General features: G+C 71.2%; 22 protein-coding genes. 13 read left to right on the top strand and 9 right to left on the bottom strand.

Annotation, left to right across the window (positions count from 1 at the left end; translation table 11 throughout):
* Positions 1-59: 59 nt before the first annotated feature.
* The 9 genes from BIU90_RS06430 to sucC all read right to left on the bottom strand — a co-directional run bounded on the left by BIU90_RS06430 (position 60) and on the right by sucC (position 12,228).
* Positions 60-485, bottom strand: coding sequence for a DUF805 domain-containing protein (locus BIU90_RS06430; RefSeq protein WP_071299419.1), 426 nt, complete (start codon positions 483-485; stop codon positions 60-62).
* 44 nt (positions 486-529) lie between these two features.
* Positions 530-1,384 carry a hypothetical protein gene (locus BIU90_RS06435; RefSeq protein ID WP_071299420.1) on the bottom strand — a complete coding sequence of 285 codons (855 nt, stop codon included), beginning with the start codon at positions 1,382-1,384 and terminating at the stop codon, positions 530-532.
* A gap of 107 nt (positions 1,385-1,491) precedes the next feature.
* Positions 1,492-3,393, bottom strand: a complete 1,902-nt coding sequence (locus tag BIU90_RS06440) for an ABC transporter ATP-binding protein (RefSeq protein WP_254786965.1) — start codon at positions 3,391-3,393, stop codon at positions 1,492-1,494.
* Complete coding sequence (locus BIU90_RS06445; RefSeq protein WP_071299421.1) at positions 3,390-5,198, bottom strand: ABC transporter ATP-binding protein; 1,809 nt, start codon at positions 5,196-5,198, stop codon at positions 3,390-3,392. Before BIU90_RS06445 ends, BIU90_RS06440 begins: the two co-directional genes overlap by 4 nt.
* Positions 5,199-5,834: 636 nt before the next feature.
* Complete coding sequence (gene purH / locus BIU90_RS06450) at positions 5,835-7,469, bottom strand: bifunctional phosphoribosylaminoimidazolecarboxamide formyltransferase/IMP cyclohydrolase (RefSeq protein WP_071299422.1); 1,635 nt, start codon at positions 7,467-7,469, stop codon at positions 5,835-5,837.
* On the bottom strand, positions 7,466-8,059 hold the full coding sequence (gene purN, locus BIU90_RS06455) for a phosphoribosylglycinamide formyltransferase (RefSeq protein WP_071299759.1): 594 nt from the start codon (positions 8,057-8,059) through the stop codon (positions 7,466-7,468). The genes purH and purN overlap by 4 nt, the downstream gene beginning before the upstream one ends.
* A gap of 46 nt (positions 8,060-8,105) precedes the next feature.
* A complete protein-coding gene (locus BIU90_RS06460) occupies positions 8,106-10,064 on the bottom strand; it encodes a DUF6350 family protein (protein WP_071299423.1) in 1,959 nt (652 codons plus the stop codon).
* Between the two features lie 95 nt (positions 10,065-10,159).
* The gene (sucD, locus tag BIU90_RS06465) at positions 10,160-11,047 is read right to left on the bottom strand and encodes a succinate--CoA ligase subunit alpha (protein WP_071299424.1); all 888 of its coding nucleotides are present in this window, start codon (positions 11,045-11,047) and stop codon (positions 10,160-10,162) included.
* Between the two features lie 11 nt (positions 11,048-11,058).
* Positions 11,059-12,228: an ADP-forming succinate--CoA ligase subunit beta gene (gene sucC / locus BIU90_RS06470; RefSeq protein ID WP_071299760.1), complete on the bottom strand. Its 1,170-nt coding sequence runs from the start codon at positions 12,226-12,228 to the stop codon at positions 11,059-11,061.
* Between the two features lie 244 nt (positions 12,229-12,472).
* Between sucC and BIU90_RS06475 the strand changes: the two genes are divergently transcribed.
* The 13 genes from BIU90_RS06475 to BIU90_RS06535 all read left to right on the top strand — a co-directional run bounded on the left by BIU90_RS06475 (position 12,473) and on the right by BIU90_RS06535 (position 21,989).
* The gene (locus tag BIU90_RS06475; protein ID WP_071299425.1) at positions 12,473-14,113 is read left to right on the top strand and encodes an ATP-dependent DNA helicase RecQ; all 1,641 of its coding nucleotides are present in this window, start codon (positions 12,473-12,475) and stop codon (positions 14,111-14,113) included.
* Between the two features lie 195 nt (positions 14,114-14,308).
* On the top strand, positions 14,309-14,719 hold the full coding sequence (locus BIU90_RS06480; protein WP_071299426.1) for an ester cyclase: 411 nt from the start codon (positions 14,309-14,311) through the stop codon (positions 14,717-14,719).
* A gap of 34 nt (positions 14,720-14,753) precedes the next feature.
* Complete coding sequence (locus tag BIU90_RS06485) at positions 14,754-15,047, top strand: hypothetical protein (protein WP_071299427.1); 294 nt, start codon at positions 14,754-14,756, stop codon at positions 15,045-15,047.
* Between the two features lie 38 nt (positions 15,048-15,085).
* Positions 15,086-15,892, top strand: a complete 807-nt coding sequence (locus BIU90_RS06490) for an oxygenase MpaB family protein (protein ID WP_175470149.1) — start codon at positions 15,086-15,088, stop codon at positions 15,890-15,892.
* A 54-nt stretch (positions 15,893-15,946) separates the two neighbouring features.
* Complete coding sequence (locus BIU90_RS06495) at positions 15,947-16,300, top strand: toxin glutamine deamidase domain-containing protein (RefSeq protein ID WP_071299428.1); 354 nt, start codon at positions 15,947-15,949, stop codon at positions 16,298-16,300.
* A 15-nt stretch (positions 16,301-16,315) separates the two neighbouring features.
* A complete protein-coding gene (locus BIU90_RS06500) occupies positions 16,316-16,585 on the top strand; it encodes a YrhB domain-containing protein (protein ID WP_139195142.1) in 270 nt (89 codons plus the stop codon).
* A 30-nt stretch (positions 16,586-16,615) separates the two neighbouring features.
* Positions 16,616-17,017 (top strand): hypothetical protein, encoded by a 402-nt coding sequence (locus tag BIU90_RS06505; protein WP_071299430.1) that lies wholly within the window; start codon positions 16,616-16,618, stop codon positions 17,015-17,017.
* The gene (locus BIU90_RS06510) at positions 17,014-17,199 is read left to right on the top strand and encodes a hypothetical protein (protein WP_071299431.1); all 186 of its coding nucleotides are present in this window, start codon (positions 17,014-17,016) and stop codon (positions 17,197-17,199) included. The genes BIU90_RS06505 and BIU90_RS06510 overlap by 4 nt, the downstream gene beginning before the upstream one ends.
* The gene (locus BIU90_RS06515; protein WP_071299432.1) at positions 17,190-17,954 is read left to right on the top strand and encodes a hypothetical protein; all 765 of its coding nucleotides are present in this window, start codon (positions 17,190-17,192) and stop codon (positions 17,952-17,954) included. Before BIU90_RS06510 ends, BIU90_RS06515 begins: the two co-directional genes overlap by 10 nt.
* Positions 17,951-18,904, top strand: a complete 954-nt coding sequence (locus BIU90_RS06520; protein WP_139195143.1) for a YrhB domain-containing protein — start codon at positions 17,951-17,953, stop codon at positions 18,902-18,904. Before BIU90_RS06515 ends, BIU90_RS06520 begins: the two co-directional genes overlap by 4 nt.
* 27 nt (positions 18,905-18,931) lie before the next feature.
* Positions 18,932-19,765 carry a phosphoribosyltransferase family protein gene (locus tag BIU90_RS06525; protein WP_071299434.1) on the top strand — a complete coding sequence of 278 codons (834 nt, stop codon included), beginning with the start codon at positions 18,932-18,934 and terminating at the stop codon, positions 19,763-19,765.
* Positions 19,762-21,324 (top strand): nicotinate phosphoribosyltransferase, encoded by a 1,563-nt coding sequence (locus tag BIU90_RS06530; RefSeq protein ID WP_071299435.1) that lies wholly within the window; start codon positions 19,762-19,764, stop codon positions 21,322-21,324. The genes BIU90_RS06525 and BIU90_RS06530 overlap by 4 nt, the downstream gene beginning before the upstream one ends.
* Entirely contained in the window at positions 21,321-21,989 is a 669-nt protein-coding gene (locus BIU90_RS06535) for an NUDIX domain-containing protein (RefSeq protein WP_071299436.1), read from the top strand. Before BIU90_RS06530 ends, BIU90_RS06535 begins: the two co-directional genes overlap by 4 nt.
* Positions 21,990-22,006 lie beyond the last annotated feature (17 nt).

Genomic DNA, 22,006 nt, shown 5'->3' on the forward strand with positions numbered 1-22,006 from the left:
ACACGAGAACGGCCGGCCCCCACCAGGGGACCGGCCGTTCTCGCGTTGCTCGGACGTGGCTACGCGTCGAAGCGGCTGCCCTTCGGGTTCGCCGGCAGCAGGAACATCACGAACAGCACGAGCGACCCGATGCCCGGTAGCACGTGCAGGAACTGCCAGAACCCGGAGCGGTTCGCGTCGTGGAGACGACGGGCGCCGAGCGCCAGCGACCCGACGAGGGTCGCCAGCGCCCAGAGCACGAACAGGTACGAGCCGACCGGGTTCTCCAGCATCGGGCTGTCCGGGGTGAACGCCTGCGGGACGAGCTGCAGGACGAGACCGATCGCCAGCGAGGTGATCCACCACCACCAGAACTCGGCGCGCGACGCCCGTCCGGTGAACACGGTGTACTTCCGCCAGAACCGGCGGACTGCCTCGGTGAAGGGCGCGCCGTAGAAGGGGTCCCGCAGGGCGACCCCACCGGGCTGCGGGCTGTCGTCTGTCATGCCGACAAGCCAACCACGCCCGAGCCCGGCGGACCGTGCAGCGATCAGCCGCGGGTCGGGGTGACCGTCACCGAGCCCGAGGTCGTGCCGCCGACGTGCGCGACTGCGGTGAACGTCGGGGCGTAGCCACCGAGCCACTCGACGTCGACCTTGGCGATGCCGTCGTCGTCGGCCATGAAGCCGTGCTGGGTGCCGTTCGACTCCGTGACCACGACGACCGCGTTCGGTGCCGTGTGGAGTCGGGCGAGCACGTGCTGCGCGCCGCCCTGGAAGCGGATGACCGCCCACTCGGCAGTCGGGGCATCGGACCCGCCCGACTCACCCGCGCCCGGGTGGGTGAAGCCCCAGTCGACCGGACCCGGAGCCGGCTGCGCGGTGGTGTCCTCGCTGCCGGCGCCGGCGCCCGGGTGGGTGAAGCCGACGTCCACCGGACCGGGAGCGGGCTGCGCCGTGCTGTCGTCACCGGCGTCGTCGGAGCCGCCACCGACCGTCAGGCGGACCGGGGCCGACTCCGCAGCGGGGCGACCCTCGGAGTCGTAGGCAACGGCGTGGATCGTGTGCACGCCCGCGCCGAGCGTCAGCGGGGTGGCGTAGCAGTCCCATCCGCCGTCGGAGACGTACGGGTTGGTCTCGGTGGTGCAGACCTGGTTCCCCTGGTCGTCGACCACGTCGACACGGACGCCGGCGAACCGGTCGTCACCGGTCGCCGAACCGATGCCCATGACCGGGCTGAACTCGAGCTCCGCGATGCCGTCGTAGACGGAGGTGTGCTCGCCGTTGCTGAACACGGCGCCGATCTCGGGCGTGGGGACGGGGGTGGCCGCCTGCGCTGCCGTGGGGACGGCGACGGTGGCGACGAGGGCCGCGGCGAGTGCGGCTGGTGCGATGAACTTGTCCACGATGCTCCTTCTGGTCACGGGCGTGACCCACGGAGTCTACGTGTATTTCACATGTCGAATATGCTCGCATCTGCGAGCACGCGACACGGTCCACCGCACCGGGCCGCCTACACCAGCGAGTCCCGCCAGGCCGCGTGCAGCTGGGCGAACCGCCCCGTGCCCGCGATCAGGTCGTCCGGCGTACCGTCCTCGACGATCCGGCCGTACTCCATCACGAGCACCCGGTGGGCGATCGCGACGGTGGACAGTCGGTGCGCGATGATCACCGCGGTCCGGTCGGCGAGCAGCGTCTCCAGGCCCTCCTGCACGAGCCGCTCGGACGGGATGTCGAGCGACGCCGTGGCCTCGTCGAGGATGAGCACCTTCGGGTCCGCGATGAAGGCCCGCGCGAACGAGAGCAGCTGCCGCTGCCCGGCCGACACCCGCCCACCGCGCTTGTTCACGTCGGTGTCGTACCCGTCGGGGAGCGCCATGATGAACTCGTGCGCGCCGACGGCCCGGGCGGACGCCTCGATCTCGGCGCGGGACGCCCCCGGCTTGCCGAGCGCGATGTTGTCGGCGACGGTGCCCGAGAACAAGTACGCCTCCTGTGTCACCATGACGACCGCGCGGCGCATGTCCTTCGAGTCGAGGTCGCGCAGGTCCACGCCGTCGAGCCGCACCGATCCCCGGGACGGGTCGTAGAAGCGCGCCATGAGCTTGGCGAGCGTGGACTTGCCCGCACCGGTGGACCCCACCAGGGCGATGGTCTGACCAGCCGGGATGTGCAGCGCGAACTCCGGCAGCACGACCTTGCCCTTGTTGTAGGCGAACTCGACGTCGTCGAAGTCCATCCTCCCCTTGGCGTCGGCCAGCTTGGTCGGCTTCACCGGGTCCGGCACGCTCGGCCGTTCCTCGAGCACGCCGGAGATCTTCTCCATGGCGGCCGAGGCGGACTGGTACCCGTTGTAGAACATCGCGAGTTCCTGTGCCGGGTCGAAGAAGCGCTTGGCGTACAGCGCGACCGCGAGCAGCGCACCGACCTCGAGCGTCCCGCCGACGACCCGGAAGCCGCCGACGATGACGACCGCGGCGAGCGTCACGTTGCCGATGAGCACGAGCACCGGGTCGAAGGTCCCGAACAGGTTGAAGACCTTCGTGTTCGACACCCGGTAGTCCTCGACGTACCCGCCGTACTCGTCGCGGTTGCGGGACTCCTTGCGGAAGGCCTGCACCGCGCGGATGCCCGTCATGGTCTCGACGAAGTGCACGATGACGCGCGCCGAGGTCACCCGCGTGGCCCGGAAGAGCGTCTGCGAGTTCGTCTGGAACCAGCGGATCAGGAACCAGAGCGGCACGAGCGACGCGGCGAGCACCAGCCCGGACGTCGGGTCGAGCGACACCAGGGCGATGGCGGTGAACACCATGTAGAGCACGCCCTGGATGAGCTGGTTCAGCCCGGAGTCGAGCAGCTCGCGGATCGAGTCGAGGTCACTCGTCTGGCGGGAGATGATCCGGCCCGACGTGTAGGTCTCGTGGAACTCGAGCGACAGGCGCTGCGTGTGCAGGAACACGCGCTTGCGCAGGTCGAACAGGATCGCCTGGCTGATCCGGGCCGCCAGCACGGTGTACCAGGCGGTCAGGACCGCTCCGAGCACCGCGACGACGATGTACGTCGCCACGACGCCGAACGCCGGCACCCAGTCGTTCTGCTCGAGCACCCGGGGCAGCGCGTTGTCGATGCCCCACGCGATGAGCGCCGGGCCGGCGACCTGGCCGCCGGTGGAGACGACCACGACGACGCCGAGCAGCACCAGCCGGAGCTTCAGCGGTGCGGCGAGGGACCCGAGCAGAGCGAGGGAGCGGCGCCGCAGGCGCTTGCTCTCCGCCTTGGTGAAGTCCTGGCGCTCCTCGCCGCGGACCCCGAGCGTGGTGATCGATGCGGTGATCGGCGCGGCAGACTGCTCGTCCGGAGCGTCCTGCTCGGCTGCAGCCGTGCCTCCAGGCAGGTGCTGTTCCTGCTGGGTCATGCCATCGCCTCCTCTCGTGCGGTGGCGTCGTCCTCGTCGAGCGACGAGATGACGTAGCGGTAGTGGTCGTTGGTGGCCATCAGCTCCGAGTGGGTGCCGACGGCGGTGACGACGCCGTTCTCCATGAGCGCGACGCGGTCCGCGAGCGTCACCGTCGACGGACGGTGCGCCACGATGAGCGACGTGGTGTCCGCCAGGACCCGGCGCAGGCCGGCTTCGACCCGCGCTTCGGTGTCGACGTCGAGCGCCGACAGCGGGTCGTCGAGCACCAGCACCGACGGTCGCGCCGCGATCGCCCTGGCCAGGGCAAGGCGCTGCCGCTGCCCACCGGACAGGGACAGCCCCTCTTCACCGACGCGCGTGTCCACGCCGTCGGGCAGGTCGTCCACGAAGGACGCCTGCGCGATGTCGAGGGCCTCGCGCATCAGGGCCTCGGCCTCGGCGCCGGAGACGTCCGGACGCCCGAGCAGCACGTTCTCGCGCACGGTCGTCGAGAACAGCGTGGCGTCCTCGAACGCGACGCCGACGTGCCGCCGCAGTTCTTCGCGCGTCAGGTCGCGGATGTCGACCCCGTCGATCGTCACCGAACCACCGGTCACGTCGTACAGCCGCGGCACGAGCGAGAGCAGCGTGGTCTTGCCGCACCCGGTCAGTCCGACGAGCGCCATGGTCTCCCCGGGCTCGAGGCGCAGTTCGACGCCGTTGATCAGGTCGGGGTACTGCGGTGCGGAGTCCTGGTACCGGAAGTGCACGGCGTTGAAGGACAGCGCCCCGTGCGGCTCGGCGATCGTCTTCGGGTGCTCGGGGTCCGTGATCGTGTTCTCGGAGTCCATCACCTCGAAGAAGCGGTCGACCGCGGTCCGGGTGTCGAAGGTCATCGACAGGAAGAACCCGATCGACTCGATCGGGAACCGCAGCACGGTCGCGGTCGCGAAGAACCCGAACAGCTGCCCGACGGTGAGCTGGTCCTGGCTCGCCAGCCAGATGCCGGCGAGCAGGCACAGCGCGAACGCGACGTCCGGCACGAGCAGCAGCCACAGCCAGATGCTCGCGATGGCCTTCGCCTTCTCGATCTCGGTGCCACGCAGCGCCTCGGCCTGGTCGCTGAACTCCTCCAGCTTGTGGCCACCGCGGCCGAACGCCTTGAGCACGCGGATGCCGTGCACCGACTGCTCGACGCTCGTCGCGAGGTCACCGACCTGGTCCTGGCTGCGGCGCGCGACGACGGAGTACCGCCGCTCGAACAGCAGCCCGTTGATCCACAGCGGGATCGACGCGACCAGGAAGATCAGGCCGAGCAGCCACCCGAAGGTGAACAGCACGGCGAACCCGACGACGATCGTGATGACGTTGATGACGAGCAGCACGACGCCGAACGCCAGCCACCGTCGAATCAGGGACAGGTCGGACACCGAACGGGACAGCAGCTGCCCGGACTCCCACCGGTCGTGGAACGCGACCGGCAGGTCCTGCAGCTTGGCGTACAGCGCGTTGCGCATGCTCGTCTCGATGCGGGTCGACGGGCGCATCACCATCCGGCGGCGCGAGGCGATGAAGAACGCCTCGAGCAGCCCGAGGGCGAGCACGCCGAGGCCGGCCGGCCAGATCTGCGCGTCGTCCTTCGACGACAGCGGACCGTCGACCAGCCACTGCAGGACGTACGGGATGGCGAGCGCCACCAGGGAGGCACCCAACGCCGCGGCCATGCCGGCGATGAGGCGGCCCTGGAAGGGCTTCACGTAGGGGTAGATCCGCGCGATCGCGCGGAAGGTGGACGGGCGCGCCGTGGTGGGCGACTTGGACATGCGTTGCGTCCTCATGCGTCTGCCGGGTCACCCCACCAGGTCGCGTGACGGTTCGTCACGCGGGCTCGGTCGGGAGGCTCGGTGTGCGTTGCGTGGTCGGCATCGGCCGGGCGCGTGGTTGCGCGCCACCGCCGTCACTCGCGTGACGTCGGTCGGGCCGATGGGCACCGAGGGACACTCGTCCCCGGGTTCTCAGCGGGTGGTTCGCGGTCGCACTCGTCGGTGCGCCCGCGCGAGGCCGTGGGAGTCGGCCTGACTAGACGGCGGCCGCGGCTCGTCGGGGTCGCGGAGCGGGAGTGGTCCCCACAACGGACACGAGACCTGCACGGGCGGCCGTCGCCGCGGTTCCGGTCGAGATGTCCATCGTCACTCCAGTCGTCGTCTTCGTCACCGTTGTGTCCGCGGTGCCGCCGGTCCCGAGGGATCGTCGGCTGCCTGCCGCGGAGCCTTACAGACTATTCGCAGGGACTCACAGCGCGCAATGGGGTTCCCGAAATCGGTCTGCGCCCTCGAGGTTCCAGAATTACGGCATCTCGACCGGCCCGACCGACCAGTCGTGGAACTTCGGCGGACGTGAGCGGCAGTTTGTGCACCCCGGAGCAGCAGCGTCGACGTCAGCGGACGCATCGATCGGCGTCAGTGGAAGAAGTGCCGTTCGCCGGTGAAGTACATCGTCACGCCGGCGGCCTTCGCCGCCTGGATGACCTCGTCGTCGCGGACGCTGCCCCCGGGCTGGGCGACGGCGCGGACCCCGGCGTCGATGAGCACCTGCAGGCCGTCCGCGAACGGGAAGAACGCGTCTGAGGCCGCGACCGATCCGGCAGCGCGGTCACCGGCCCGGGTCACGGCGAGGTGGCACGAGTCGACCCGGTTGACCTGGCCCATGCCGACGCCGACGCTCGCGCCGCGGTTCGCCAGCAGGATCGCGTTCGACTTCACCGCACGGCTGGCCTTCCACGCGAAGGCGAGGTCGGCGAGGGTGGCGTCGTCCGCGGGCTCGCCGGCGACGAGGTCCCACGTGGACTGGTCGAACCCGGTGAAGCGGTCGGCGTCCTGCACGAGGAAGCCACCGGAGACCTGCTTGACCTCCCGCGGGGCCAGCGCGAAGTCGGCGGGCAGCGTCAGCAGGCGGATGTTCTTCTTGCGCGACAGGACCTCGAGCGCCTCGGGGTCGAAGCCCGGGGCCACGACGACCTCGGTGAAGATGTCCTTGACCGTCTCGGCCATCTGCAGCGTGACCGGGCGGTTGGCCGCGATGACCCCACCGAACGCGGACAGCGGGTCACAGGCGTGGGCGGCCGCGTGTGCCGAGGCGATCGGGTCGGCGGCGTCAGGGGCACCGACGGCGATGCCGCACGGGTTGGCGTGCTTGATGATCGCGACGGCCGGCTCGGTGAAGTCGAACGCGGCACGGACCGCGGCATCGGCGTCGACGTAGTTGTTGTACGACATCTCCTTGCCGTGCAGCTGCGTGGCCTGGGCGATGCCGGTGCCGTCCGGGGTCGTGTAGAGCGCGGCCGCCTGGTGCGCGTTCTCGCCGTAGCGCAGCGTCGCGGACAGGTCGGCGCCGAACGACAGGTGCTCGTCGAACGCACCGGGGGTCTCGATGTAGCCGCTGGTGGTCGGCGCCGCAGCCTGCGCGACGACGTCGCTGTGGAAGTACGACGCGACCGCGGTGTCGTACGCAGCGGTGTGGGCGAAGGCCTGGGCGGCGAGGCGCTTCCGGAACTCGAGCGAGGTCCCGCCGGCACGGACGGCCTCGACGACCTCGGCGTAGGAGCCGGGCGAGACGACGATCGCCACGTTCGGGTGGTTCTTCGCCGAGGCGCGGACCATCGCGGGCCCGCCGATGTCGACGTTCTCGACCACGGTGGCGGTGTCAGCGCCCGAGGCCACCGTCTCGACGAACGGGTACAGGTTCACCACGACGAGCTGGAAGGCCTCGATGCCGAGGTCGGCGAGCTGTTGCTCGTGCGACTCTAGGCGGAGGTCGGCGAGCAGGCCCGCGTGCACGGCGGGGTGCAGCGTCTTGACACGGCCGTCGAGCGACTCGGGGAAGCCCGTCACGCTCGCGACGTCCGTGACGGCGTACCCGGCGTCGCGGATCGTCTGCGCGGTCGAGCCGGTCGACACGAGTTCGACACCGGCGTCCGCCAGGGCACCGGCGAGTTCGAGCAGGCCGGACTTGTCGCTGACGGAGATGAGGGCGCGGCGCACGGGGACGACGTCCCGGTCGCGGTACAGGCTGGGGTCGGCGGCGTGGACGCTCATGCGCTCGTGGTGCCCTTCAGGTCGATGTGTCCGTTGGCGATGTCGAGGACGGTCTGGATCAGCAGGCGCCGTTCGACCGGCTTGATGCGGTCGTGCAGCGTGGACTCGGAGTCGTGCGGCAGCACCGGGATGCGCTCCTGCGCCAGGACCGGACCGCTGTCGACACCGTCGTCGACCTGGATCACGCTCGCGCCGGTCTCGCTGACCCCGGCGGCCAGCGCGTCCCGCACGCCGTGGGCGCCGGGGAACTCGGGCAGGTACGCGGGGTGGGTGTTGATGATCGCGGGGCCGAACTCGGACACGACGGCCGGGGGCAGCAGCCGCATCAGGCCGGACAGGACGAGCAGGTCGGGCGACCACGGGCGGATCTGCTCGGCGAGCGCCTTGCCCCACTCGGCGCGCGAGGCGTAGCGGGAGAACGGCACCGAGAACGTCGGGATCGAGTACTCCTCGCCCAGACCGAGTCCCTCGGCATCGCGGTCGGCACCGATGGCGACGACCCGGGCGGGGTACTCCGCGTCACGGGTCGCCTCGAGCAGGGCCCGGAGGTTCGAGCCGGTACCGGAGATCAGGACGACCAGTTCGAGCACGGGCACCAGCCTAGCGGCGCTCCTGCCGTGCGACGGTCCCCGGCGATCAGCCCTTCGGACGGCGCCACCACGGCAGCTCGTCCTCGGGCACCTGGTCGGTCGTGTCCCAGCGCTTCGGTTCCGCCGCGGGCGGCGTCGGCTCGTCGTCGTGGCGCCCGGCGACGAACTCCTCGGTGCTCCACGGGAACGCCGCCTGTTCGTCCAGTCGGGCGCCGGCGACCTCCGGGCGTTCCGGTCGGTGCAGGTCGGGGCGGTCGTCGGGCGTGCTGTGCGTCCGCTCGGCGTCGGCGCCGGTCACCCGGTCGCGCAGGCTGCCCGCGCGGCTCCGGAGGTCCTCGGCACGGTTCCGGAGGTCTTCGGCACGGTTCCGGAGGTCGGCCCGGACGCGGAGGTCGTCGGCCCGGTCCTTGACGCCGTCCGCGGCGCCGCGCAGGCGGTCGCGGATGCTGCCGACCCGGCTACCGGACGCCGCCGGCGTGCGAGTGTCGGCCGAGGTGGGACCTGCGGCGGAGGTCGCCGGGGCGCCGGTCTGCGCCCACTCCGGCAGTGCCACGTCGTCCTCGGCCGGCCTGGGGTCGTCCCGGTCGTGGTCGTCGCGGTCGTCCTCGGCGCGGGTGACCGGCTCGTGCGCCTCGGTCACGACGAAGCGGTGCACGTCGGTGGTCCGTCCGGCACCGGCACGGTCGAGCGCGTCGAGCAGGGACCCCTCGGCCGCTGCGGACGACGCAGCCGTGTCGGCCGGAGTCTCGGCCTCGTGCCAGCGCTCGCGATTCCAGGGGCGTTCGGGCAGGCGCACCAGGTCCTGGCCGATCGCCAGGGCGACCGCCGCCGGCACGCCGACCTCGAGCGCGGCGAACAGCCCGACGACCAGGGCGTCCGGACCGACGTCGGCCAACCGGCCGGGACCGAACGACCCCGACGACAGCCAGGCGATGCCCCCGGTCAGCAGCCCGGCGACGATGCCCGTCGCGACCCCGGCGACGGCACGGAGCAGCGGCCCGTCGTCGGCGCCCAGCGCGCGGACGAGTCGGGGGCGCAGGAGCCCGCCGGCGGCGAACCCGGCAACCACGGGCACCAGGACCCAGAGCAGCCCGAAGGTGTGTCCGGACGCCGGCAGCGCGCCGAACACGGGCAGCGCCGGGATCGGCCCGAGCACGGTGCTGATCGGCGACACCGTCGTCCCGGTGCCGATCGCGAAGCCCGGACCCACCAACCAGGCGACCGCCCAGCCGACGAAGTCCGGCAGGAAGGCGAGCTGTCCGACCGTCAGTGCGACACCGCCGACGACCTCGGCGTGCGAGCGCTCGTACAGCGTGATGACCTCGGCGAACGACCCGAACAGCAGCAGCCCGACCAGGACCCCGGCGACGGCGACCACCACCGCGGTCGCGGCCGTCCCGGCCCGCAGGCCGAAGCCGGCGACGGCGCGCCAGACCTCCGGCACGCGGTGCAGCTGGTCGAGCACGCGTCCGGTGACCGGGTCCGCCGGCATCGACCGGCGTCCGCGGCAGACCTCGGCCGCCACGAGCGCGGGGATGCCGAACCAGAGCGCGGGGAGCACGACCGCCTGCCACACGGTGGGGCGGGACGCGGCCGAGGTAGCCGACAGGGCGATCCCCAGGCCGAGGAGCGCGGTGATGCCGGTACCGACCAGGATCCCGGTGACGCGGTGCTCGGTCTCGGCGAACCGTCGGCCGGCGCGCGCACCCAACCAGGCGGTCACGACGGCGAACCCGAGGGCTGCGAGCGTGATGCTGATCGGGTCGGCAGCGCCGCTGACGCCCGAGGCCTTCGCCGCGGCCGCACCGAGCACGAAGGTGACGTCGACACCGTGGCCGACGAGCCAGATGCTGCCCGCCGCCTTCCAGAAGACGTCCCAGTCGACCTGCAGGCCGTACTCGAACCCCCAGAGCAGCGTGAGCGGGACGAGGGCGATGCCCAGGCCGACACCGACGGTCACGACCGCTTCGACGGCGGCGAGCAGTGCGGTTCCCAGGCGGTTCATCGCAGCGAGGATACGTGCCTGGCCGCGGGAACGACGGGAGGCTCGGCGCGAACCCGCGCCGAGCCTCCTGGCAGTTCCGTCGAGACGAGCGCCGCTCAGCGAGCGGCGACCACCTCGCGCAGCAGCGCTGCCGTCTCGGACGGCGTCTTGCCGACCTTGACGCCCGCAGCCTCGAGCGCCTGCTTCTTGGCCTCGGCCGTGCCCGCGGAACCGGACACGATCGCGCCGGCGTGGCCCATCGTCTTGCCCTCGGGGGCGGTGAAGCCGGCGACGTAGCCGACGACCGGCTTCGTGACGTGCGCCTTGATGTAGTCGGCCGCGCGCTCCTCGGCGTCACCACCGATCTCACCGATCATCACGATGGCCTCGGTCTCGGGGTCGGCCTCGAACGCGGCGAGCGCGTCGATGTGCGTCGTGCCGATGACCGGGTCGCCGCCGATGCCGATGGCGGTCGAGAAGCCCAGGTCACGGAGCTCGTACATCATCTGGTAGGTCAGCGTGCCGGACTTCGACACGAGACCGATCGGGCCCTTGCCGGTGATCGTCGCCGGGGTGATGCCGACGAGGGACTCCCCCGGGGTGATGATGCCGGGGCAGTTCGGGCCGATGATGCGGGTCGTCCCGCCGAGCGCCTTGGCGTGCGCCCAGAACGCGGCGGAGTCCTGCACCGGGATGCCCTCGGTGATGACGACGACCAGCGGGATGGACGCGTCGATGGCCTCCATCACGGCGTCCTTCGCGAACGCCGGCGGGACGAAGACGATCGAGACGTCGGCACCGGTGGTGTCGATGGCCTCGCGCACCGAGCCGAACACGGGCAGGGTGACGTCGCCGTGCTCGACCGTGGTGCCGGCCTTGCGGGCGTTCACACCACCGACGACCTGCGTGCCGGCCTTGAGCATGAGCGCGGTGTGCTTGGTGCCCTCGCCGCCGGTGATGCCCTGGACGATGACCTTGGAGTCCTTGTTGAGGAAGATCGACATGGTCAGTCCCTTCAGGCCGCTGCAGCGGCGAGTTCGGCGGCCTGCTCGGCCGCGTCGTCCATGGTCGCGGCGACGGTGACGAGCGGGTGCGCTGCCTCCGCCAGGATCCGCCGGCCTTCTTCCACGTTGTTGCCGTCCAGGCGGACGACGAGCGGCTTGGTGGCCGCGTCGCCGAGGATGCCGAGGGCGGCGACGATGCCGTTCGCGACGGCGTCGCAGGCGGTGATGCCGCCGAAGACGTTCACGAAGACGCTCTTCACCTGGGGGTCGCCGAGGATGACGTCGAGGCCGTTGGCCATGACCTCGGCCGAGGCGCCACCGCCGATGTCGAGGAAGTTGGCGGGCTTGACGCCGCCGTGGCGCTCACCGGCGTAGGCGACGACGTCGAGCGTCGACATGACGAGCCCGGCGCCGTTGCCGATGACGCCGACCTGGCCGTCGAGCTTGACGTAGTTGAGGCCGTGGGCCTTCGCCTTGGCCTCGAGCGGGTCCTCGCTGGCGGTGTCCTCGAGCTGCTTGTGCGCGTCGTGGCGGAAGTCGGCGTTCTCGTCGAGCGAGACCTTGCCGTCGAGCGCCAGGATCTGGCCGTCACCGGTGCGGACGAGGGGGTTGACCTCGACCAGGGTGGCGTCCTCGCCCGCGAACACGTCGTAGAGCTTCACGAAGACGCCCGCGACCTGCTCGACGAGCTCGTCCGGGAACCCGGCCTGGCGCGCGATCGCCTCGCCCGCCTCCTGGTTGATGCCGGTCAGCGGGTTGACCTCGACGCGGGCGAGCGCCTCGGGCTTCTCGACGGCGAGCTGCTCGATCTCCATGCCGCCCTCGACGCTGACGAGCGACAGGTACGAGCGGTTGGCGCGGTCGAGCAGCACGGAGAAGTAGAACTCCTCGGCGATGTCAGCACCCTGCGCGATCATGACGCGCTGGACGGTGTGGCCCTTGATGTCGAGGCCGAGGATCGCCTGCGCGTGCTCGAACGCCTCGTCCGGGGTCTTCGCGACCTTGACGCCGCCGGCCTTGCCGCGACCACCGACCTTCACCTGGGCCTTGACGACGACCACGCCGCCGATCTTCTCGGCCGCTGCCTTCGCCTCCTCAGGGGTGTCGGCGATGATGCCCTGCAACACAGGGACGCCGTAGGACTCGAAGAGGTCCCTGGCCTGGTACTCGAAAAGATCCACGCTGTTCTTCTTCCCGCACGGTTCGTGCGATCGGCATCGGTTCCACGCGGTCGCAGCACTCTCCATCGAGGGTCGCTCGATGTCGAGACAACGGCCGCCCGTCAGCCTAGCGGCGTCAGGTGAACGTCGGTCGTCACGGCCTGGAGGCAGGGCCCAGCTCCGCCACGCCGGCGTCGGTCCCACGGATGGCCGCGGCGCGCAGTGCCGGTGCGGACCGCCAGCGACCGCCCGGCACCGTTGAGCGATGCACGACGCACTCCGCTCCCGAGCCGCCGAGGTCTTCGGCTGGCAGCTCCGCCCCGACCAGCAGACCGTGATCGACGCCGTCCTCGACGGCCGCGATGCCCTGGCCGTGATGCCCACCGGCTCCGGCAAGTCCGCCATCCACCAGGTCGCCGGCCTCGGTCCGGACGGCACCGGGCTCGACGGGCTGGTCGTCGTCGTCTCGCCACTCGTCGCCCTGCAGGAGGACCAGGTCGTCGGCCTGGCCGAGCACCCGGACGCCCCGCGCGGTGTCACGGTCAACGCAACGAAGCGCTCGCGTGACCTGTCGGCAGCGTGGGACGCGGTCGAGGCGGGCGAGGTCCGCTACGTCTTCCTGGCGCCGGAGCAGCTGACGAAGCCGGACGTGCAGGAGCGTCTGTGTGCGGTCGGGGTCGGCCTGGTCACCGTGGACGAGGCGCACTGCGTCTCGAGCTGGGGCCATGACTTCCGCCCGGACTACCTGGCCCTCGGCGAGGCGATCGAGCGCCTGGGCCGGCCGCCCGTGCTCGCCCTCACTGCGACGGGCTCCGCCCCCGTGCGGGACGACGTCGTGGAGCGCCTGGGCATGCGCGACCCCCTCGTGCTCGCGACCGGGTTCGACCGCCCGGAACTGCGGCTCGAGGTCCGCCGCCACGAGGACGACGAGGGCAAGCGCGAGGCCGTCGTCGCCCAGGTCGCACAGCTGGCCGGCGCTGGCATCGTCTACGTGGCCACCCGGGCGGAGACCCTCGTGTACGCGGACGAGCTCGTCGAGCACGGCCGCCGTGCCCAGCCGTACCACGCGGGCCTCCGCGTGGCGGACCGTGAAGCGACGCTGCACGGCTTCCACGACGGCTCGGTCGACGTCGTCGTGGCCACGAGCGCCTTCGGCATGGGGATCGACAAGCCGGACGTCCGCTTCGTCGTGCACGCGGACGTGCCGGAGTCGATCGACGCCTACTACCAGGAGGTCGGCCGCGCCGGACGCGACGGCGACGTCGGCCTCGCCACGCTGCACTACCGCGCCGAGGACCTCGGCCTCCGACGGTTCTTCGCCTCGGGCGGCCCCCGACCGGCATCCCTCCGCACGGTGTTCGACGCCGTGCCGCACGACGGGGCGATCGCCCGCTCGGCCCTGCCCGACGCGTCGGGGTTGGTCGCACGGACAGCCGGACGCGCGGTGAACGCCCTGGTCGAGGCCGGTGTGCTGGCCGACGGGCAGGACGGCATCGCCCGGGTCCCCGGCGGCCCGACGGACGCCCAGGCCGCGGTGCGGGTGGCCAAGGACCGCGCACGCGAACGGGAACAGGTCGAGGAGTCACGGATCGCGATGATGCGCCAGTTCGCCGAGACCAGTGGCTGCCGCCGGCAGTTCCTGCTCGGGTACTTCGGCGACGAGCTGGCCGATCCGTGCGGCAACTGCGACACCTGCTCGGCGGGGACCTCGGCCGAGGCGCACGGAGCGGACGGCTCGAACGACGCCGCCTGGCCGCCGGACGCTGCGGTCGAGCACGCCGAGTGGGGCCACGGCACGGTCATGAGCACCGAGGACGACCGGCTCACCGTGTTCTTCGAGTCCGCGGGGTACCGGACGCTGGCGCTGGCCGACGTCGAGGACCGGCACCTGCTCGAACGCGTCTGACGGCGGCTCTGCGCGGGACCCGTGGAGATGCGCGGTCGCTCGACTCGACGTCGGCGACCGCGCTCCACTCCCCCGAGCACGAGGAGTGTGCCCCGCGGGCATGACGAGCAGGTTGCCCGCCGGTGAACGATGGGCGTCCTGGGTGATGTCCAGGTCGCGCGGCGTACACAAGGACCCCCACCGGAAGGAGCGCCGATGAGCGCGGAACAGAACCAGCAGGCCCAGGAACGACTCGGCGAGATCCTCGAGGCACGAGCGTTCGACCGTTTCCCCGAGGTCTGGGCCGAGGACGTCGTCGACCACGACCCCGCGCCCGACCAGGCACCCGGCCTGCAGGGCATCGTCGACTTCTGGACGGAGTTCACCACGGCGTTCCCCGATCTGTCGCTCGAGCCGGACCCGCTGATCGTCACGGACGACTTCATCACCGCGGTGTTCACGATCCGCGGCACGCACACCGGTGTGTTCCAGGGAAACCAGCCGACCGGGAAGTCGTTCACGGTCCGGGGCATCCAGGTATCGAAGTTCCGGGACGGCAAGATCGCCGAACGATGGGGTGCCACCGACGAGAAGGGCCTCGCCGCCCAGCTCGGCCTCGACGCCTGACCCCGCCGTCCACCACCACGCAAGGAGCAGCACCATGACCGATCCCGGCATCAGCCCTGTCGACGACTTCGACTCCCAGCAGCGTCGCGAGGACGACATCGACCGCGAGCACGTCGGCCCGTACGAGGTCGACGAGTCCGAGGCGGCAGACGAGACAGTGACGAACGACGCCGTGGCCGGCGAGACCGTCGAGCCGCAGCCCGGCGACGGCACCGACGACGGCCCCACCGGTGGCGCCCCGCGCGAGGGGAGCGCCGACCTGTGGGAGCACGACGACGACACCGAGCGTCCCGACCTGGGCAACGACCTGGGGACCAAGCCGCTCTGAGCGGCGGTCCGGTCCGGCACACACCCTCTGGAGGCCCGTTGCCGGACGCGCACCGGGCCTCCCGTCCGTCATCGGGTCGCGACCGCGACCTGCGTCGGTTCCTGACCGACAGCACGCCCGTCCTGTCCGGCGGCCGCGCGATCCTGCTGCAGATCGCGGACCCGGTCGTCGCCGCTGGCGTGCGGCGGCACTCCGACTTCGCACGTCGGCCGCAGCAGCGGCTCGCGCACACGTTGATGTACGTGTACGCCGTCGTGATCGGGACCCCGCGGGACGCCGCTACGGCGACCGGCTTCGTCAACCGCGCGCACGCCCCGGTGACCGGTGCCGACGACGTCGACCGCCAGCTCTGGGTCGCCGCGACGCTCTTCGACTCCGCGCTGTGGGCGCACGAGGCCTTCGGCGCCCCGGTCCCACCGGACCTGGCGCAGCGGGTGCTCGATGCCTACGCACCCCTCGGGGTCGCGCTCCGGGTGCCGGCGGAGCGGTGGCCGTCCTCGGTCGCCGACTTCGAGCGGTACTGGACCCGGACCCTCGCCGACCTCCGGGTCACCGACGACGCCCGCGGGGTCGTCCGCGACCTGCTGCACCCCCGGTTCGCGCCGCTCTGGGTCCGGGCCGCGATGCCCCTGGTGCGCGTCGTGACCGTCGGGATGCTGCCGGACGCCATGCGCGCGCAGTACGGCTTCGCCTGGGGACCTCGGGAGCAGCGACGGTACCGGCGGGCCACCGCCGCGATCCGTCGGGTGCGCTCGCTCGTGCCCGGATGGGTGCTCCGACTGCCCGGTCCGCTGCTGCTCCGCGCGATGCACCGGACGGCGGCGCGGCACCGCGCGGTACGGTAGCGGGCATGTCGGCCGAACGCCGAGCGCTGGGCGAAGCGCATCGACGGGTTCTCCATGAACTGCACCCGATGCGTCATCGCCACCGAGCACGTCCTCGACGGGAAAGCCGTGTCGGCGATGCCGGTCTTCGGACAGGGCGCTGACGTCGGAGACGTCGCGGCGCACTTCGGCAAGACCCTGAACGACTTCCAGCATGTCCGTTCGTACGACTCGATCGTGACGAGGATGGAGAGCATGGGGGAAGGCGGACGAGGAATCGTCTTCGGCGTGCGCTCCGGCCCCAACGCAGTCGGACACGTGTTCAACGTCGTCCATGACAGGAACGGCATCGTCTTCCTCGACGGCCAGACCGGGACGTTCGCTACGTTGGAACGGTTCCATCAGATGTTCCTTCTCAAGACGAATTGAGGCAGAGTGCGCACGTTGACGGACGCTCAAGACGAATTCGGGGCAACGGTCCGACCGGATCAGGACCTGATCTGGGACAGGGGCTGGATGGAGACGGACGACTGGTGGATCGTCTTCTACAACACCCGGAGGTACTACGAGACGCAGAACCCGCTCTTCGGCCTCGCCGGCAATGCGCCGTTCGTTGCTCCGAAAGACGGGGGAGCGACGTTCCACCTCAGGACGAACACGAGCATCGAGTCACAACTCGAGGAGCACGGTCAGCGAATCCTCGCGGAAGCGTGACGATCACTCCGCACCCTCGGGCAACGCCGCATGCGTGAGGTCTTCGAGCGCGACGTCATCGGCTCCGGCGCGCGTCGTACGGTGCTCGTGACGCACGAAGTGACGGGCGCCGACCACGTGATCGAGGTCAGAAGCGATCAAGAGCAGTGGCGTGGCCACGGTCCCGATGCCTTCGCTGCACTCGAGGACGTGCGACGCGCCCTCGAGGCATCCGGCTGGCTGCTCGCTGTCGAAGGAGCGCGCGCTGATGCCGTCGTCAGCCGGATGGGCCGTCAGATGAGCGGCGGGAGCCAGGTGTACCGCGTACGGACCGGCGTGCCCGCCGACTTCCCGACCCGCGACGTGTTCGACGTGAACGAGGAAGGACTCGCGACGGTCGCTGAGCAGCGTGCAGCGACAGATGCATGGTTCGCGAGTCTCGGGAGACCGTGAAGCGAGTCACCCGCAACGGCGATGCCCGGTACTTCGACCAGATCGTCTCCTTCGAGACCGCCGAGGACGCTGCTCCGAGCCGACAGACCACGACGGCCATGCGGCGCTGGTCACGAGCGGTCGACGCCTGGCGCCGGAAGGCTGCTCCCGAGCAACGAGACCTGGAGGGACCGTGGACCTGAACAACCCGGACGAGGTCGCTGTCTGGCAGCGCGCAGCCGAGCGCGAGTCGTCCGCGCCGCGATGGGTGGACGACGTGACTTCGGACATCACCTCCGGGTCCTCCTCCCCGATGCTCGCATCAGCGAGCGGATGGCGCCGGCTCCTGCGCGGTCCGGCTCCGTCGCCCCGCGAGCAGTGGACCACTGCGCGGTCGCTGCTCGGCGATGCGCTGACGCCGGCGGAGTGGGACGAGGCGGAACGGCTGTCGCGGCGACCGCCGGGAACCGGACGACCGTCATCGGTCAGGCTCGTCTCGGGCGTGGGCTCGGACAGCGACGCGATCCGCTGGACCGACCTCATCGACCTGGTGCTCGAGGCAGACGGCGCGATGCGCGTGCGACGGTTCCGCCGGCGCTACACCGGCGAGCGCCGCGTGCACGTCGAGGTGCTGCTCGACACACGGGCTGAGGGCCTCCCCGCCACCGACCTCGACCCGGCCGACCTCGCCGCTCCGGGCCGCCAGCGCCAGCTCGATGCGCTGTGGGAGACCGTGCGGCACGTCGTCACTGCCGAGGCCCTGCACGTCATGAGCTGGCCGGACCACGGCCGTGTCCCTACGGACCACGACGATGACCAGGGGCCCAACACGGTGTTCAGCGCCTCGGTCGACGACGCGAGCTGGTCCGTGCTCGTGAGCGGAGTCGGCCACGTCCGCGTCACGCGGTGCACATCACCCACGCGCGGCCCGGGGACCGGGAACAGGGATCCACGATGAACGACACCGCTGCCCGACGAACCCTCCATGCGGTGCCGGTCCCCGACGAGCTCCACCTGGCCGTCGACGACCGCGGCCACCCGGCCACGGTGCCGTTCGACCGAGGCCGCTCAGCGGTGTTCGCGTACACCGTCCCCTCCGATCGCCCCCGCGACCGCGGGACCACGACACGCCTCGCGCGGCGCAGGGACCTGGCAGCGGACGAGCGCAGCGGGCGCTTCGCCGTCCAGGTGGACGCAGCAGCGGGTTCCGGCGACGGCCTCCGGGTCACGAACGATGCCGGCCGAGCCCGACGCTTCGTGCCGTACGCGACGAGCGCGGTCCGCGCCATCGGACTGACCGGGGCTTCTGGCATCTGGGCACAGGTGGTCCGACGGGTGTCCAGGCCCGAGTCCGCGTTCATGCTGCTCGAGACGGGCCAGTTCGGCGACTCTGTGGCACTGGTCGTCGATCCGGATCCGGAGTCATGGGTCGCCCGCGCCGCGGCTGCACTCGGCCCTCGTCCACACCCCGAGGTCGTCGTCGTCGCGACGCTCGACTCCGTGCCGTTGCTCTGGCGTCGGGCAGCGCGCTCTGCCCTCCAGGGATCCGTGACGACGGCAGGACAGGGGTCCGTGACGACGGCAGGACAGGGATCCGTGATGACGGCAGCACCTCGAGACCTCACGCTCGCCGAAGCACGGCAGCGGTTCGTCGCGGAGACCGGGGACGGGAACCTCCGGGACCTCCTATGGGACCGCGCGCACGTCGAGACCGAGGACTGGTGGATCGTCCTGTACGACAGCCGCGCCTGGTACGAGACCGGGAACCCCCTGCTCCGTCTGGCTGGGAACGCCCCGTTCGTGGTCCCGAAGGACGGCTCGCCGTCCTTCCGGCTCCGCACCACCACGAGCATCGAGGCCCAGCTCGCCGACGTCGGGCAACGGGTTCTCGGTCAGTTCTTGTCATAGCGACAAATACCGTGGTACGGTCGGGTCATGGCAGTCGAACTCAGCACCTGGGACGCCCAGGGCACACCGGCGACACCGACGTTCTCGACCATGCGCTTCCCAGCGGGCGAAGCACACGTCAAGGTCGCCGTCGAGCACAGCACCCCCGCTGACCTGACCGAGATCGCGACCCTGCGCGGCACGGACGGCGACGACCTCCTCATGCTCGGCATGTGGGCGGACGCCGTCCGGCAGCGTGGCAGCCGGTCGGTCGCGCTCGTCCCCTACCTGCCCGGCGCCCGTCAGGACCGCGGACTGCCCTTCGGCGCGAAGGTCTACGCAGACGTCCTGAACGGCTTCCACGTCGACCAGGTCATCGCGTTCGACCCGCACTCCCCCGTGATCGTCGACCTGGTCGAGCGGCTCACGGTCGTCACGAGCGAGCAGGTCGTCCGCGACCACGTCGTCGCCGGGTCGGACTACAGCGGCATCATCGCGCCGGACAAGGGCGCCGTCGCGCGGGCCTCAGCGGTCGCCACGGCCTGCGACCTGCCGGTGTTCCGCGCCGAGAAGCACCGCAACCCCGACACCGGCAAGCTCGACGGCTTCAGCTGTGAGCCACTGCCCGACACCGGCCGGCTGCTCGTGGTCGACGACATCTGCGACGGCGGCGGCACCTTCATGGGACTCGCGGGCTCGACCGGCCTCGGAAGGGAACGCCTCGGTCTGTGGGTCTCGCACGGGGTGTTCTCCGGCCGGGCCGCCCAGCTCGCCGACCACTTCGGGGAGATCGTCACCACCGACTCGTACCCCGCGCAGCAGCACATCGACGGTCTGCGCACCGTCGAGCTCAGCCTGTACCTCACGAAGGAGATCCGATGACCACCACGACGACGGGCCTCGAGCCCCGCATCACCAGCGCCAGCCCGATCGCCCCACTGCTGGCCGTCGACGGGTACAAGCACTCGCACCGACAGGTCTACCCGACGGGCACGACCCGTATCCTGATCAACTGGACGAACCGCTCGAACGCACACATGCCCGAGTCGACCCACGCCGTGGTCTTCGGGCTGCAGGCCTTCATCCAGCGCCACCTGGTCGAGGCCTGGGCACCGTTCTTCGCCGCGGACGAGGACCTGGTCGCCGACCTGTTCGCCCAGGCGCTGCAGGGCTACTTCGGCCCGAACCACATCGGCGTCGACCACGTCCGCGCCCTGCACCGCCTGGGGTACCTCCCGCTGTCCATCAGGGCGCTCCCCGAGGGCACGCTCGCACCGATCGGCGTCGCCACCCTGACGGTCGAGAACACCGTCGACGACTTCTTCTGGCTGCCGAACTACATCGAGACCGCGCTGTCGGCGTCGATCTGGCACCCGTCCACCGTCGCGACGAAGGCGCTCGAGTACCGCGACCTGATGGAGGACTGGGCCGCCCGCACCGGTGCCGTCCCGGAGAGCATCGACTTCGCCGCCCACGACTTCTCGTTCCGCGGGCAGTCGAGCATCGAGTCGGCGGCAGCCGGCGGCGCCGGACACCTGCTCTCGTTCCTCGGCACGGACTCGATGCCGACCCTCGACTTCATCGACCGGTACTACCCCGGCGACAACGGACTCGTGGCGGCGAGCGTCCCGGCCACCGAGCACAGCGTGATGTGCGTCCGCGGCGCCGACGGCGAGCTCGAGACCTTCGAGCAGATCCTCGACGTGTACCCGACGGGCATCGTGTCGGCGGTCAGCGACGGCTTCGACCTGTTCAAGGTCATCACCGAGACGCTCCCTGCGCTCAAGGACCGGATCACGGCCCGCGACGGCAAGCTCGTCATCCGCCCCGACTCCGGCGACCCGGTCGACATCGTCACCGGTACCGTGCACGACGTGGACCAGGCGGCACTGACCGACCCGGCCCGCACCCACGAGCAGAAGGGCGTCGTCGAGCTGCTCGACGAGCTGTTCGGCCACACCGTGAACGACGCCGGGTACAAGGTGCTCGACCAGCACATCGGCGTGATCTACGGCGACAGCATCACGCTCGACCGCGCCCGTCGGATCTACGAGCGCCTGGCCGCCAAGGGCTACGCGAGCGACAACATCGTGCTCGGCATCGGGTCGTACACGTACCAGTACATGACCCGCGACAACCTCGGCAGCGCCGTCAAGGCGACCTGGGCGCTGGTCGACGGTCAGCCCGTCGACATCCAGAAGGACCCGGCGACCGGCAGCGGCAAGAAGAGCGCCAAGGGCCGGATCGCCCTGCACCGCGACGCCACCGGCGAGATCCGTCAGACCGACCAGGCAACGCCCGACGACGAGGCCACGAGCCTGCTCCAGCCGGTCTGGGTCGACGGTCGGTTCACGGTCCACCAGTCGTTCGCGGACGTCCGAGGGGTCCTCGCCCAGGAGCGCACCGAGCGCGCGGCACGGCGGGCGGCAGCCGCGTCATGACCGCCGAGGTGGCGACCCGCGAGCAACCGCTCATCGCGATCGACGTCGTCCCGATGTCGTTCTCGGGCAGCGGCGGCCTGCTGGTCGCCACCGCGCGTCGGCCGTACGACCCGTACGCCGGCCAGGAGGCCCTCCCCGGCGTGCTCCTGCACCCTGCGGAACGCCTGACCGACGGTGCACGGCGCGCCCTGCGCACCAAGGCGGGCCTCGGCCCCGAGACGGTCCGGCACCTCGCGCAGATCGGGGCGTTCGACGGACCCGAGCGCGACCCACGCGACGCCGCGATCAGCATCGCGTTCGTCGCGGTGGTGGACACCGACCCCGGGGAGACGCCGTCGACCGGACCGTCCGCGGTGTGGCGCGTGCCTGCCCAGGCCGAGCCGGGCCTCCCGTTCGACCACGACCGCATCATCGACGCCGCGCTGGACCACGCGCGGACCCGACTCTGGCGCGACCACGCGTTGACGCGGGCGCTGCTCGGGGGGCGCTTCACGACCGCCGACGCCGCGCGGCTGCAGACCGCACTCTTCGGCGTCGCTCCGGATCCCGGCAACCTGAACCGGGCACTCCGGACCAACCCGGCGTTGCGGCGAGCCGACGACGCCACGTCTCCCGCACGGGGACGTGGCGGGCGTCCCCCAGTCACCTGGACGTGGCTGGACTGACGGGCGTTGGCTGGGGG

Origin of the sequence: Curtobacterium sp. MCBA15_001 (genome assembly GCF_001864835.1) — a bacterium.
Classification (GTDB): Bacteria; Actinomycetota; Actinomycetes; order Actinomycetales; family Microbacteriaceae; genus Curtobacterium.

Bases quoted from the DNA above. Each gene is read 5' to 3' on its own strand.
- BIU90_RS06430 (WP_071299419.1), bottom strand. From the start codon at position 485: ATGACAGACGACAGCCCGCAGCCCGGTGGGGTCGCCCTGCGGGACCCC.
- BIU90_RS06440 (WP_254786965.1), bottom strand. From the start codon at position 3,393: ATGACCCAGCAGGAACAGCACCTGCCTGGAGGCACGGCTGCAGCCGAG.
- BIU90_RS06445 (WP_071299421.1), bottom strand. From the start codon at position 5,198: ATGTCCAAGTCGCCCACCACGGCGCGCCCGTCCACCTTCCGCGCGATC.
- purH (WP_071299422.1), bottom strand. From the start codon at position 7,469: ATGAGCGTCCACGCCGCCGACCCCAGCCTGTACCGCGACCGGGACGTC.
- BIU90_RS06460 (WP_071299423.1), bottom strand. From the start codon at position 10,064: ATGAACCGCCTGGGAACCGCACTGCTCGCCGCCGTCGAAGCGGTCGTG.
- sucD (WP_071299424.1), bottom strand. From the start codon at position 11,047: ATGTCGATCTTCCTCAACAAGGACTCCAAGGTCATCGTCCAGGGCATC.
- BIU90_RS06475 (WP_071299425.1), top strand. From the start codon at position 12,473: ATGCACGACGCACTCCGCTCCCGAGCCGCCGAGGTCTTCGGCTGGCAG.
- BIU90_RS06480 (WP_071299426.1), top strand. From the start codon at position 14,309: ATGAGCGCGGAACAGAACCAGCAGGCCCAGGAACGACTCGGCGAGATC.
- BIU90_RS06485 (WP_071299427.1), top strand. From the start codon at position 14,754: ATGACCGATCCCGGCATCAGCCCTGTCGACGACTTCGACTCCCAGCAG.
- BIU90_RS06495 (WP_071299428.1), top strand. From the start codon at position 15,947: ATGAACTGCACCCGATGCGTCATCGCCACCGAGCACGTCCTCGACGGG.
- BIU90_RS06505 (WP_071299430.1), top strand. From the start codon at position 16,616: ATGCGTGAGGTCTTCGAGCGCGACGTCATCGGCTCCGGCGCGCGTCGT.
- BIU90_RS06520 (WP_139195143.1), top strand. From the start codon at position 17,951: ATGAACGACACCGCTGCCCGACGAACCCTCCATGCGGTGCCGGTCCCC.
- BIU90_RS06525 (WP_071299434.1), top strand. From the start codon at position 18,932: ATGGCAGTCGAACTCAGCACCTGGGACGCCCAGGGCACACCGGCGACA.
- BIU90_RS06530 (WP_071299435.1), top strand. From the start codon at position 19,762: ATGACCACCACGACGACGGGCCTCGAGCCCCGCATCACCAGCGCCAGC.
- BIU90_RS06535 (WP_071299436.1), top strand. From the start codon at position 21,321: ATGACCGCCGAGGTGGCGACCCGCGAGCAACCGCTCATCGCGATCGAC.